Source organism: Streptomyces sp. Edi2 (assembly GCF_040253635.1).
Taxonomy (GTDB): Bacteria; Actinomycetota; Actinomycetes; order Streptomycetales; family Streptomycetaceae; genus Streptomyces.
Map to the genome: position 1 here is coordinate 8320574 of NZ_JBEJGX010000003.1, position 13230 is coordinate 8333803.

Genomic DNA, 13230 nt, shown 5'->3' on the forward strand with positions numbered 1-13230 from the left:
TGCCACATCCGTACCGATTACCGCAATTCCGTCATGGTACGGCCCGCCTTGGCCCGGATGCCGGAGGGACGGTCAGAGGGCGGGGATGTTGTCGACATACGCTGCGGCGGCGTCCGGTGTTCCTGCCGGCGCCTCCAGAGCGCACTCGGCCCAGATGACCTTGCCGCCGGCCGTGTAACGGGTGCCCCAGGCCTGGGCGAGCTGTGCGACGAGGAACAGGCCACGGCCGCCCTCGTCGGTGCTGGCCGCATGGCGCAGATGCGGGGCGGTGCTGCCGGCGTCCGAGACCTCGCAGATCAGCGTGCGGTCATGGAGCAGGCGCACCTGGATGGGGGCGGTGCCGTAGCGGATGGCATTGGTGACCAGCTCGCTGAGCAGGAGTTCGGTGGCGAAGACGACCTCGTGCAGCCCCCATTCGGTCAGCTGCCGGGTCACCGCGGCGCGGACGCCGGAGACGAGCGCCGGGTCGGCTGCCACCTCCCAGGTGGCGATGTGCCGGGGGGCGAGGGCACGGGTGCGGGCGACGAGCAGCGCGATGTCGTCGGTGGGGTGCCGGGGCGCCACGGCCCGGAGGACCGCCTCACAGGTGTCCTCGGGCGGACGGTCCGGGTGCGCCAGGGCGTGGCGCAGCAGGTCGAGGGCCGTATCGACGTCGCGCTGGCGGTCCCCGATGAGTCCGTCGGTGTAGAGGACGAGCCGGCTGCCTTCGGGAAGAGTGAATGCGGCGGTCTCGAACGGGAGGCCGCCCAGGCCCAGCGGCGGGCCGGCCGGCAGGTCCGGGAAGGTCACGGTGCCGTCGGGGCGGACCAGCGCGGGCGGAGGGTGCCCGGACCGGGCCATCACGCACTGCCGCGTGGTGGGGTCGTAAATGACGTACAGACAGGTGGCGCCGATGATGCCGGTGCTGTCGGCCGCGGGACCCTCGGTGCCTTCCTCCCGGTCGAGGCGTCCCACGAGGTTGTCGAGATGGGTGAGGACCTCGTCCGGGGCGAGGTCGAGCTCGGCGAAGTTCCGCGCGGCGGTGCGCAAGCGGCCCATCGTGGCGGCGGCGTGCAGGCCGTGGCCGACGACATCCCCGACGACGAGGGCCACCCGGGTGCTGGAGAGGGGGATGACATCGAACCAGTCGCCGCCGACGCCGGACTCGGCGGGCAGATAGCGGTAGGCGACATCGACGGCGCTCTGCTCGGGGAAGCTCTGCGGCAGCAGGCTGTGCTGCAGGGCAAGGACCATGGTGTGCTCGCGGGTGAAACGGCGGGCGTTGTCGATGCAGATGGCGGCACGGGTGGCGAGTTCCTGGGCCAGCGACAAGTCGTCGTCCCCGAACGGGGCGGGGTCGCGCGAGCGGTAGAAGCTTGCCGTGCCCAGGGCGATGCCGCGGGCGAGGAGGGGGACGGCGATCAACGAGTGCACGTCATGGCCGAGGAGGCGCCGGGCGTGCACGGGATCCTGGGCGATCCAGCCGCCGGCCGCCCTCAGATCGGGTTCGAGAACGGGCTGCCGGTCGTCCAGACAGCGGAGCTGGGGCGTGGAGGGACGCAGAGCCACCCGCTCACCGGCAGGGTAGAAGGGGCAGTCGTCCCGGATTCCGTGGACCACGGTGCGGTAAAGGCCGGTGCGGGGATCCGTCGGCTCCTCGCCGCGCAGCACCGCCTCGGGAAGGTCGATGGTGACGTAGTCGGCCAGGCGCGGGACAGCCATCTCGGCGAGTTCCCGGGCGGTACGGCTCACGTCCAGCGTGGTGCCGATGCGGGTGCTGGCCTCGGACAGCAGCTCCAGGCGGCGCCGGGCCGCCACGGCGTACTTCCCCACTTCCGGCTCACCGATCAGCACCAGCCCACCGGCCGCGGCGTGGGAGAGACGATCGGCGGGGCCCTCGGCGTGACGGCCGGAGGGACTTTCAGCGGGACGGTCCGAGGGACGTCGTGCGGTACGGGGCGCGCCCGCTGGGCGGCCCGGGGCCGCCGCCCGGCCCGGTCCGCTGCCGGCAAGGTGCGCGGGCAGCGGGACGGCGAGGGCGAGAACCTGGTCGGGCGCCGGGCCGGGAGCGGCGCCGGCTGCGCTGAGGACGGCGAGGTGCTGATGCGGTGTGGGGAGAACCGCCTCGATGACGACGCCCTCCACGCCGGAGGGGCTGGTCACCGGCCGGCTCAGCAAGGTGATCCGCCGGCCGCCGGGCAGCGGGACCTCGATGGCGGCTCGCTGCGCCGAGGAGATCAGCTCGGTGGCCCGCTCCTTGAGGATCATCTGGTCACGCCAGTCCAGCCCGCTGTCGACCAGCCCGCTTTCGGTCGGTGCGCTGTCGGCCGGCGCGTGCTCGGCCGGCGCGTGCTCGGCCGGCTCGCCCGGCTGCCCGTCGCCCGTCGCCTCACCGGTCGGTGCGCGGCTCCTGGCGTCGAGGTACGCCTGCAGCAAGGCGCGCTCTCGCGTCGAACTCTGCTCCAGCAGCCGCCGTTCGATGGCCCCGGCTGCCCTGCTGAGCACGTCGTTCAGCGCCACATCCGCATCGGTGGGCGGAAAGCCGAGGCACAGGATGCCTTCGATACGTCCACTGAGCGGGTCCCGGACGGGAATGGCCGCACACGCATTGGCCTGGGAGCGTTCGGCGAAGTGCTCGGCGCCGTAGACGTTGATCAGCTGCCGTTCCGCAAGGGCCAGACCGATGCCATTGGTCCCCGCGAACTCCTCGGCGAACACGAACCCCGGGACGCTCTGGATCGCGGCCAGATGTCTGACCAGCGAGGTGTCGCCGAAGCGCCGCTGCAGGACGGCCCCGCGGCCGTCGGCGAGGGCCACGTTCATACTTCTGCCCGCGAACCTGGACTGCAGGCGGTCCAGCACGGGGGCGGCGGCGCGGACGAGCCGGCCGTCCAGATCGAGATCCTGACGGAAGGGAAGCTCGCACTCCTCCGGCGACAGCCCCAGCGACCGGGAACGCTGCCACGAATTCAGGACGGTGCTTCGCACGGTCCCCTCGACCGCCCCGCCGCGAAGAAACTGCTCACGGGCGCGCGCGGGGCCGATATCCGCTCCCACGAGCCCCATCCCGACCACTTCCCACATCGGTATGTGCCGCTCCGGCCGCCCGTGCAGGGGCGGCCGCGCCATACCGTCTCATTGTAGATCTCTGAGCAGAGAGTGAGAGAGGCAGAGAGTGGTACTGATCATGGACATCGTGGACAGGGGAAGCCGAGTCCGGCAGCTCCCGGCTGTCACACACACTCCCCACCGTCACACACGGTCACGACCGGGAACGCCGTCACAGGACCGCGACCGGGTCACAGAACCGCCACCGGATTGACGGGCGAGCCCGTGCCGCCGGGGATGTCCAGCGGGGCCACCACGAGGAGGAACGCATAACGGCCCGCCCCCGCGGCGGTGGCCGAGAGGGCTTCGAGGTCGAGATTGTCCAGGAGCGGCACTCCCATTGCGGCGAGGGCGAGCGCATGGACCGGAGAATGCAGGCCGTCGACCGGTGAGGGCCGTACATCGCTGTCGCCGTCGCCACCGAGCAGAGCGATACCCCGCTCGGCCAGCAGAGGCACGGCGTCCACATGGAAGCCCGCGCTCGCCGTGCCGGGATCCCAGACGCCCAGTTCCCGGCGCCGGCGGACGCTGCCGGACCGCAGCAGCACCGCGTCCCCCTCGCCGATCGTCACGTCGAGTGCCTGCTCCGCGGCCACGATGTCCGCCGCGTGCACGGCCCGCCCGGGCTCCAGCCAGGCGCACCCCAGCACTGTGGGCAGGTCGAGCAGCACCCCCCTGGTCACGAGGGGGCCCAGCGCCGATACGTCACCGAAGCGGGCCCCGCCGGCATCGACCCACTCGTGCGCGCTGCGGCCGTCGTAGAGCTGCCCCCGGTAGGCGACGTGGGACAGCGCGTCCAGATGGCTGACGGCCTTGCCGTGGTAGTCGGCGGCGAGGAAGTCCTTGTGCGTGGAGGGTTCCGGGGGCTCGATGTCGCCGAGGTCGGACATGTAGTGCAGGGCGGGTCTGCTGTTGTCCGGCCCGGGGGTCGTGTTCCAGGGGCGCCCCAGAGGGACGGTGGTTCCGGACCGGACCAGAGCGGTGGCCCGCCGTACGTGGTCCGGGGTCACCCGGTTCCAGGCGCCGCGGTCGGCGCGGGTCCAGCGGCCCCATGTGCGCACCGTCTCGAAGAGCGCGTCGAACTCCTGGCGGGAGACGGCAGGCCCGTTGCCCGCACCGGCAGGCCCGTTGTCCGCACCGGCAGGCGCAGGCGGGGGAATCGGCGACTCGCTGGGGTTGCCGGTCATCTGCGCAGCGCTCCATGGGGGGGAGGGGACACCCTGCTTCCGGGCGTCGTCACCGTGTCCGGTCGGCTGCAGTATGGCTCAGCGTCGCGCCGTGGTGACGACGCCACCAGGAGTGTCGTCACACCGGACGCGTCCCCGGTCAAGCAACCGTCACCGTGGGGGAGTACATGTCCCACCACAGGGCCAGATCCAGCGTCCGTTCGAGGCCGCTCCGGGACGCCTGGGTGATCCGGGGCGCCTCGTGCTGCGCCACACGCTCCAGCCAGGCGCGGTCGACGAGGTCGAAGACGGGGTGCGAGGGGCGCGACAGCAGGTCCTTGGCGTGCTGCTGGAGCGCGACCGCGTACTGCGGGTCCTGTGTGGAGGGGTAGGGGCTCTTCACCCGGTCGTACACCGACTGCGGCAGCAGATCCGCCGTGGCCTCGCGCAGCAGGCTCTTCTCCCGTCCGTCGAAGGACTTCAGCGACCAGGGCGCGTTGTAGACGTACTCCACCAGCCGGTGGTCACAGAACGGCACCCGCACTTCCAGTCCGACCGCCATGCTCGCGCGGTCCTTGCGGTCGAGCAGGATCCGCACGAAGCGCGTCAGGTGCAGATAGCAGATCGTGCGCATCCGGAACTCGAAGTCGCTCTCCCCGTCGAGACGTTCCACGCCCTTGACGGCACAGCGGTAGCCGTCCTGGATGTAGGACCCGAGGTCGAGGGCGTCGGTGACGGCGGGGGTGAGGATGTTGCCGTCGTCGCCGAAGCGCTCGGCGATGCGGACGAGCCAGGGGAAGGTGTGGGCCTTGCGGGCCTCTTCGTCGAAGAACTGCTGGTAGCCGCCGAAGACCTCGTCGGCCGACTCGCCGGACAGGGCGACCGTCGAATGCTGCCGGATCGCCTTGAACAGCAGGTAGAGCGAGGCGTCCATATCGCCGAAGCCCATCGGGAGGTCCCGCGCGCCGATGACCTTTGCGCGGACATCGAGGTCGGCCAGGTGGGCCGAGTCCAGCACGATGTCCTGGTGGTCGGTGCCGGCGAGACGGGCCACGTCGTGCACAAAGGGCGTGTCGGGAGTGGCACGCAGCTCGTCGGCCACGAAGTGCTCGGTCCGGCCGGCGAAGTCGACGGCGAAACTCCGTACGCTCCCGCCCACCTCGCCCAGCTGACGGGCCGCCAGCGCGGTCATCGCCGAGGAGTCCAGGCCGCCCGACAGCAGGGTGCAGCGCGGCACATCGGCGACGAGCTGACGCCGGACGATGTCGTCGAGCAGCTGACGGACACGGGCGATCGAGGTCTCCTGGTCGTCCTGGTGGGCCCGGGTCCGCAGCGACCAGTAGACGTGCCGGCGCAGTCCGTCGCGGTCCACGGTGACCACCGTGCCGGGCTCCACCTCGTGCATGCCCTCCCAGACGGCGTGGCCGGGCGTCTTGACGAAGGCGAAGAGCTCGCGGAGGCCGTCGGGGCCGACCTTCCGGGCGGCGAGCGGATGGGCGAGGATCGCCTTGGGCTCGGAGCCGAACAGCACGCCATCGGGGGTGGGGTAGTAGTACAACGGCTTGATGCCCATCCGGTCGCGGATCATGACGAGCCGCCTGCGCTGCTCGTCCCAGACCGCGAAGGCGAACATCCCGTTGAGCCGTTCGGCGACCGCCTCCCCCCATTCGAGGTATCCGCGCAGGACGACCTCGGTGTCGGAGCCGGTCGTGAAGCGGTGGCCCCTGGAGGCGAGTTCGTCGCGCAGCTCGCCGAAGTTGTAGGTCTCGCCGGAGTACACGAGGGCGACCGGGCTCCCGTCCGCCCGGTCGGCGGTCATCGGCTGACGTCCACCGGGCAGATCGATGATGGCGAGGCGGCGGTGCCCGAGAGCGGCGGACCCCTGCACCCATGTGCCACGGGCATCGGGCCCGCGGCAGGCCATCGTCTCGGTCATCGCGTCCACGGTTTCCCGCTCGGAGCGCAGATCACGGTCGAAGGAAACCCAGCCGGTGATGCCACACATGCCATGTCCTCCCGATCACGACTCGAAAGCCGCCGGTCGGCACGGGCGGGCACGCCGGTGCCCGGTCGCCCGGCAGCCGGCCTCGCGGCGAGTCAGTTGTATCGAGCACCTATGTGACGAGCGTGTTCCTCGGTCGCCGCGCCGTCAACCTGGCCGTCACCCGCCGGGACCGCGCGCCGGCCACGGCTCTCCACCCGGAAAACCGGCCCGGCGGGGCACGTGAGCTGCCGCTCTGCTGCGCCGGCCGGGCCGGGCGGGCGGTCCGGCGGAAAGCTACGCCATACGGGAGCGAGGGCAAGGTTTTACCCGGCACCCGGCACCCGGCACCCGGAAGCCGGCATCCGCCGCCTGCCCCTGCCACCCGGCATCGGGGGCCCCTGCGCGCCGGAGCACCGCCGCGCTAGGAACCGGCGCCGAAGGGCCGGGTGCGGGCAATGAGCAGGGCGACGTCATCCGGGTCGTCGGGCCGCCGCAGGTCGCTGAGGAGCCGGTCGCAGGTCTCCTCCAGCGAGCGGCCGGGCGCGTCGAGCAGGCGGAGCAGGGTGTCGAGACGTTCGTCGATGGGGTGGTAGCGGGTTTCGACCAACCCGTCGGTGTACAGGACGAGTTGGTCGCCGGGGTCGAGACGGAAGGTGACGGTCTCGAAGGGGACGCCGCCGACTCCGAGCGGGGTACCGGTGGGCAGGTCGAGGAGTTCGGGGCGTTGGCCGCTGCGGACCAGGACGGGCGGCAGGTGGCCGGCGGTGGCGATATGGCATTCGGCGCGATGCGGATCGTGGACGGCGTAGACGCAGGTGGCGATGTAGTGCTCCAGCCCTGAGGTGATCTTGTCGAGGTGCTGGAGGACCTGGGCGGGGTCGAGATCGAGGTCGGCGAAGGCGCTGGTGGCGGTGCGCAGGCGGCCCATGGTGGCGGCGGCGTCGATACCGCTGCCCATGACGTCGCCCACGACGAGTGCGGTCTTGTCCCCTTCGAGCGGAAGGACGTCGTACCAGTCGCCGCCGATCTCATAGGTGGCCTGCGCGGGCCGGTACCGGGAGGCGATCTGCAGACCGGGCAGGTGGGGCGGATGGTCGGGGAGCAGGCTGCGCTGCAGGGTCTCGGCGGCGTTGCGCACGCTCTGGTGCGACCGTGCGTTGTCGATGCAGACGGCGGCGCGGGAGGCCAGTTCGGCGGCGAGGGCGAGGTCGTCCTCGTCGAAGGGCAGCGGGTTGCGGGCGCGGGTGAGCCCCAGGCAGCCGAGGATCTGGCCGCGGGCGGTGAGCGGGGCCAGCAGGTAGGAGTGCACCCCGGCGCGGGCCAGCAAGGTGGCGGCGTGGTCGTCGCGGGCGATGCGTGCCAGGTCGGCGTCATCCGCGTGGGAGACCAGGATCGGGCGGCCGGTGCGTACGCACCGGGTGGCCAGGCGGTCGGCCTCGTAGGCGGCGGTCTGGCCGGGAGGGTCGGCGGCCTGGAGGGCTTCGGTGGGATAGGCGCCCTTCACGGCGAGGGCGCGGAAGAGCGCGGGGCCCTCGTCACGGGCCGGGCGGTGCTCGCCCAGGATGGAGTCGAGCACATCGACGGTGACCACGTCGGCGAGTTCGGGAACGGTGACCTCGGCCAGCTCCCGCGCGGTCTGTTCCACCTCCAAGGTGGTGCCGATACGGGCCGAACCGTCCGCGATCAGGGCCAGACGCCGCCGGGCCTCGCTGGCCTCCAGGGCGGACTGATACCGGTCGGTGACGTCCACCACCAGGTCGGCCACCCCGAGAACCCGCCCTTGGGGGTCCTCCAGCCGGTACAACGAGATGGACCAGGCGCGCTGCTGGTCCGGGTCGGAGGGGCTGCGGCCGACAACCGTGGCCTGGTCGACCATGGGGACGCCCGTTTCGAGTACCTGCCGCATCGCGGCCTCGGGCACCTCGAACTTCGCGGCGGTCATGATCTCGCGGTAGCGCCGGCCGAGGTGATCCTTCGCGGGAATGCCGTGCATCCGTTCCAGCGCGGGGTTGACGGAGACGTAGCGCAGCTCGGTGTCGAGAATCGCCAGCCCGATGGGGGACTGGGAGATCAGCCGGGTGGACAGCGCGACATCCCGCTCCACCTCGCGGAGCGTCGGTGAGTCGGTGGCGAGCCCGAGGGCGTAGAAATCGCCGTGGTCGTCCGTCAGCCGCATATTGCGCAGCTCCACCAGCCGCGCCGCGCCGTCCTTGTGGCGGATGGGGAAGGTGCCGCCCCAGCTCCGGCCGGTCTCCATGACCTCGGCGAACTTCTTGATGACCAGGTCCCAGTGCTCTTCGTGGATGAGCAGCGGCGCGGCGTACTGCCCGAGGGCTTCCTCGGCGGAGTAGCCGTACAGGTCCGCGGCCTGCGGGCTCCACAGCACGATCCGCCCGTCGGCATCCACCAGCACCGCGGCGACGGCGAGAAGGTCCATCAGCCCGCTCGGCTGCGACGACTTGCCCTCCGGTCCACCGGCGCCGGCCGGCCGCGCCTCGTCTGCGCTCACCCCGGCACTCCTTCCGTCTGCCGGACCACGGGAGGTGTGCCCACACCCCGTTCCGTGGCCCGACCCGCCCACGTGTCTCTGTGGCCTGCCCCTGGCAGGTGAGTGCTGTGGCTTCCATCGTCCCCCGGGATCGCCCGCCCGCATACTCGTCGCCGCCGCGTCTGCGCGTTTCGAGCGGCCTGGGCTGCACACAGTGGCCTGCGCGCCCGGGCGGCCACGCCGCTCACGTCGCCCCCGGGACATCCATGCGGTCATGAGGCATGCAAGCGGCGACCGAGCTCCCCCGATCCACATCTATTGCCGCACTGCCAAAACTTGCCGATCCGGCAACCGAGGATCAAAGTTGAATCCACACTCAAGCGAGATCGGAGCACGCCGTGGTCGTTCTCGGAATCATTCTGCTCGTCATCGGATTCGTGACCGGCATTTCCATCCTGTGGACCATCGGGGTCATTCTTGCCGTGATCGGCGCGATTCTGTGGCTCCTCGGCACGATGGGGCACGCGGTCGCCGGCCGAAAGCACTACTGGTAGCGCGACCGCACTACGGGTCTGACCCCTGGACGGGTCTGCCCCTTGGACTGACGACCCCTGGCCGCCTCAGGAGCCGTCAGTCCGTGGCGGCCGCAGCGGCAGCCCGCCGGCGTGCGAGCACGCCCAGAACGAGGTCCACGACCAAGAACACGGCGAGCGACGTGCCGAGCAGTGGCACTGCCCAGCCCACCACCACGACGACGAGCGCGAGCGGAATCAGCACGGGCAGCGGAACCTGCCGCCAGGCGCCCCGGGAGATCGGCCGTCCGACGGACAGGGTGCGGTCGCGGGTGGGACGGCGCTGCCACCACATCCGGTATCCCCAGAGAACGAGGAAGATCAGCGCGAGGGCGAGCGCGGCCAGCGCGAGCTGGTTGACGATGCCGAAGAGCGTGCCGGTGTGCAGGTCGATGCCGTAGCGGGTGAGCTTGGCCAGGACGGGATAGTCGGCGAAACGCGAGACGTCGGTGATCTTTCCCGTGCCCGGGTCCACCGCCACCGCGTCCTGCTTCTCGGGCCAGCTGCGCTGGACCTGCTTGACGACATAGGTCGTGTTCTTGCCCGTCGGCAGGTCGATCTCGACGGGGTTGGACAGCCCCTTGGCGCGAGCCGCCCCGAGTACCTTGTCGATGCCCACGTCCGCGGACGCCGCCCCGCTCGACGCGCCGCCCTTCTTCCCGTCCATCCCCGGCATGTCGGGCATCCCCGCCATCCCGCCGGAGCCACCGTGGTGCGCATGCTCCTGCGCCACCGCCGTCGAGACCACCGGTGTCGCCTGCCCCAGGGCCTGACGCAGCTCGTCGATGTTCCCTCCGGCGTACGTGGACCAGGTCAGGCCGGTTGCGGACAGGAAGAACAGGCCGACCGCCGCCCAGACGCCCACCGCGCCGTGCCAGGACAGCGTCCGGCGCCGTCCGGTGGCGGTGCGATCCGGCAGGGCGAGGGCCCGCAGCTTGCGGTTCGTACGCTTCCGGCCGATCCACAGCGCGAGCCCGCCGCCGGCGACCACCCACAGCCAGCTGGCGGCCAGTTCGCTGTAGAGGCGGCCGTTCTCGCCCAGGTGCAGGTGGCGATGGAGATCGTCGAGCCAGGTGCGCAGCGGCAGCGCGCCCGTGGCGCCGTACGTCGGCAGCGCTCCCCGGATGCTGCCGGTGTGCGGATCGACGAAGACGGCGAGTTGGTGCTCGGCGGACACCCCTGGGACGCCGGCGAGCAGGACGCGCGTGGTGTCGCCCGGCTGCGGCGCCGGGCGCACGGCAGCGATCTTGCCCTCGGGATGCGCCTTGCGGGCGGCGGCGACCTGCCGCGACAGCGGCATCGTGTGCGCACCGGCCGGGACGCTCAACTCCTGCGCATAGACCACCTTCTCCGCCTGGAACGCCCCGGCGTACAGCAGTCCGGTGACCGCGGTGACCAGAAGAAAGGGCGCGACGAGCACACCGGCGTAGAAGTGCAGTCGCCACACCAGCGGGCGAAGGGCGGACCACCCGGTCCGCCGTACGGCCGCCCGCTGCGCACCGGAGCCGACGGCGTCCGGGGCATCGCCGGTATCGCCGGCATCGCTCGATGCGAGACGTTGTTCAGTGGGCACCCGGGTGCTCCCAACTCGAAGGTGAGGTGGCCCGGTCCTCTGCCGTGCCACTTCAGGGAGTCGGATAACCGGACGTGCGAGTTCCGGCGAGCTGGTGTGACGTGGCCCATAGAGGCCCCCGCGTGCGGCACCGGCTAGGGGGAGACACCCCCTAGCCGAGGGAGTACGCCTCGTAGCGGACGGCCTCGGTGGTACGGGCGCCCGAGGCTACGGCCAGGGTGCGGTTCAGCCACCGGTAGCGCTCGTCCCCGGTCTCGAAGCGGCAGAAGAGCCGGAAGTAGTACTCGGCGGGGTCCACCGCCTCCCCGGCGGCCAGCCTCCGGAGAACCTCGGGCGGGCCGTGGCGTACTCCGCTGGTCGAGAGGTAGAGAAGTGCGCCGTCATGAGTGCGCAGCGTGGAGCGGGTATCGATGCTGGCCATGCCGTCGGGGTGCAGCACCTGCCAGTCCGCCCCGCCGGGCAGGATCTCCCCGGACAGCCGGGGCCCTTCGAATGTCCCGCCGACGATGTTGATCACTCGGCGGCTGCCCCAGTGCGAGTCTCCGAGGTCGAGAACCGGGTCCAGTTTCACCTCGAAGACGGCGAGACTTTTCAGGTTCACCGCACGCTCCACGACGCGCGCTCGTTGAGCAGGGTCGGGTCGAAGCCCGCGGTGCGCTTGTAGGCAGCGGCGATCTCCGTGCGCTCTGCGAGCGGGACCACCTGCTCGATGTCCGCAAAGCCATCGGGAGCCCGCTCGTGGGCGAGCCTCATGACGACCTCGGGCCCCTGGCGCCGGTTGGCGAGTTGGAGCGCGGTGGCGGCCGGCCTGCGGATGTCCTCGTACGCGGCGGCGGAGCCGGTCGTGGCGAGCGAGTGGGCGAGTACCCGGGCGTCGATGATCGCTTGGGACGCTCCGTTGGAGCCGATGGGGTACATGGCGTGCGCGGCGTCGCCCAGGAGGACGACGTCATCCCTGGTCCAGTGCGGCAGGGGCTCGCGGTCCACCATCGGGTACTCGTAGGCCGCCTCGGCCCCGGTGATGATCCCCGGCACGTCGAGCCAGTCGAACTTCCAGTCGGTGAAGTGCTCCACGACCGTGGCCAGGTCGGCGGGGCGGTTCCAGTTCCCGCGCTCAGGCGGTTCGCCGTCCAGTGGCCGCTCGGCGATCCAGTTGATCAGCCGTCCGTCCCCGATCGGGTAGGCGACGAATTTCTGTGTGCCGTCCCCGGCCATGATCATGGACCGGCCGGTCAGGAACGGCTCGCAGGAGGACGTGCCCCGCCACAGTACGAGCCCGTTCCAGGGCGGTGCCCCTTCGCCGGGGAAGAGCGCGGCCCGGACGGCCGAGTGGATTCCGTCGGCGCCGATGAGCAGGCCGGAGTCGTGGCGCAGGCCGGTGATCCGGCTTCCGGTTCGGACGGAGCGGGTACCCAGGCGCTCGCGGACGGCGTCCAGCAGCAGCATTTGCAGCCTGCCCCGGTGCACCGAGTACTGCGGCCACCGGTAGCCGGCGCCGAGCCCGCGCGGTTCGGACCAGATCGCCTGCCCGTACCGGTTGAAGTAGGTCAGATCGGCGGTGGGGACACCGATCGCGGCCAGCCGGTCGGCCAGACCGAGCTCAGTCAACTCCCTTACGGCGTGCGGAAGAAGGTTGATCCCGACGCCGAGCGGACGGATCTCCGGGGCCGCTTCGTGTATGACGACGTCGTCGAGTCCGGCCGCATGCAGGCTGAGTGCGGTGGCGAGCCCGCCGATACCGCCTCCTGCGATGGTGATCCGCACAGCACCCTCCAGGGATGATTGTTATGGCCGTAACAATCTCCCATCGCGCCGCTTCCATGCGCAAGACTCTGTCCGTGGACCGACCAGATCTCAGATACGCCGCCTACGCCCGCGACCGACTGGCGGGCATGCCCTCACCGACCGACCCGGAGGCATTCGCGCTCGCCTACCACCTGCTCCACCTGTCCTACCTGGTCGTCGCCGACCTGGAGAGCCACATCCACCGCCCGCGCGGCTGGACGCTCTCCGGCTTCCGGCTGATGTTCAAGCTCTGGCTGCTGGGCCCCACCCAGCCCGCCAGGCTCGCCGAGATCTCGGCGATGTCCCGCTCGGCGGTCACCAACGCCATCAACACCCTCGAACGGGACGGCCTGGTCGAACGCCGCCCGGTCCCCGACGACCGGCGCGCGGTCGCCGCCGGCCTCACCGCCACGGGCGAGAAAGCCGTCCGGGAGGCGTTCGCCGAACAGAGCCGCCGCGAGCAGCAGTGGTTCGCCACCCTCGACGCCGACGAGCGGGCCACCCTCACCGATCTGATCACCCGTGTCCTGGCCGCGCGACCCGAGGACGCCGGCTGAGTGCCGTCCCGGCGCAGG

General features: G+C 71.3%; 9 protein-coding genes. 2 read left to right on the forward strand and 7 right to left on the reverse strand.

Annotated features, from left to right (window positions below; genetic code table 11):
* Positions 1-72 precede the first annotated feature (72 nt).
* The 4 genes from ABR737_RS39735 to ABR737_RS39750 all read right to left on the reverse strand — a co-directional run bounded on the left by ABR737_RS39735 (position 73) and on the right by ABR737_RS39750 (position 8746).
* Positions 73-3063, reverse strand: coding sequence for an ATP-binding SpoIIE family protein phosphatase (locus tag ABR737_RS39735; protein WP_502964534.1), 2991 nt, complete (start codon positions 3061-3063; stop codon positions 73-75).
* A 215-nt stretch (positions 3064-3278) separates the two neighbouring features.
* Positions 3279-4274 (reverse strand): cyclase family protein, encoded by a 996-nt coding sequence (locus tag ABR737_RS39740; protein WP_350256008.1) that lies wholly within the window; start codon positions 4272-4274, stop codon positions 3279-3281.
* A gap of 139 nt (positions 4275-4413) precedes the next feature.
* Complete coding sequence (asnB, locus tag ABR737_RS39745) at positions 4414-6258, reverse strand: asparagine synthase (glutamine-hydrolyzing) (protein WP_350256009.1); 1845 nt, start codon at positions 6256-6258, stop codon at positions 4414-4416.
* A gap of 400 nt (positions 6259-6658) precedes the next feature.
* A complete protein-coding gene (locus ABR737_RS39750) occupies positions 6659-8746 on the reverse strand; it encodes a SpoIIE family protein phosphatase (RefSeq protein ID WP_502964451.1) in 2088 nt (695 codons plus the stop codon).
* Between the two features lie 377 nt (positions 8747-9123).
* On the opposite strand from ABR737_RS39750, the gene ABR737_RS39755 reads away from it, so the two are divergent.
* On the forward strand, positions 9124-9279 hold the full coding sequence (locus ABR737_RS39755; RefSeq protein WP_350256010.1) for a DUF6131 family protein: 156 nt from the start codon (positions 9124-9126) through the stop codon (positions 9277-9279).
* 76 nt (positions 9280-9355) lie between these two features.
* Here the strand turns inward: ABR737_RS39755 and ABR737_RS39760 are convergent, their stop codons facing one another.
* The 3 genes from ABR737_RS39760 to ABR737_RS39770 form a co-directional block, all read right to left on the reverse strand.
* Positions 9356-10870 (reverse strand): PepSY-associated TM helix domain-containing protein, encoded by a 1515-nt coding sequence (locus ABR737_RS39760; protein WP_350256011.1) that lies wholly within the window; start codon positions 10868-10870, stop codon positions 9356-9358.
* A gap of 151 nt (positions 10871-11021) precedes the next feature.
* On the reverse strand, positions 11022-11471 hold the full coding sequence (locus tag ABR737_RS39765; RefSeq protein ID WP_350256012.1) for a DUF3237 domain-containing protein: 450 nt from the start codon (positions 11469-11471) through the stop codon (positions 11022-11024).
* The gene (locus ABR737_RS39770) at positions 11468-12634 is read right to left on the reverse strand and encodes a flavin-dependent oxidoreductase (protein WP_350256013.1); all 1167 of its coding nucleotides are present in this window, start codon (positions 12632-12634) and stop codon (positions 11468-11470) included. Before ABR737_RS39770 ends, ABR737_RS39765 begins: the two co-directional genes overlap by 4 nt.
* 74 nt (positions 12635-12708) lie before the next feature.
* Here ABR737_RS39770 and ABR737_RS39775 point away from each other — a divergent pair, with 74 nt between their 5' ends.
* Positions 12709-13212 (forward strand): MarR family winged helix-turn-helix transcriptional regulator, encoded by a 504-nt coding sequence (locus ABR737_RS39775; protein ID WP_350256014.1) that lies wholly within the window; start codon positions 12709-12711, stop codon positions 13210-13212.
* Positions 13213-13230 lie beyond the last annotated feature (18 nt).

Excerpts from the sequence above, each read along its gene's own strand:
- asnB (WP_350256009.1), bottom strand. The coding sequence starts at position 6,258 with ATGTGTGGCATCACCGGCTGGGTTTCCTTCGACCGTGATCTGCGCTCC.
- ABR737_RS39735 (WP_502964534.1), bottom strand. The coding sequence starts at position 3,063 with ATGTGGGAAGTGGTCGGGATGGGGCTCGTGGGAGCGGATATCGGCCCC.
- ABR737_RS39740 (WP_350256008.1), bottom strand. The coding sequence starts at position 4,274 with ATGACCGGCAACCCCAGCGAGTCGCCGATTCCCCCGCCTGCGCCTGCC.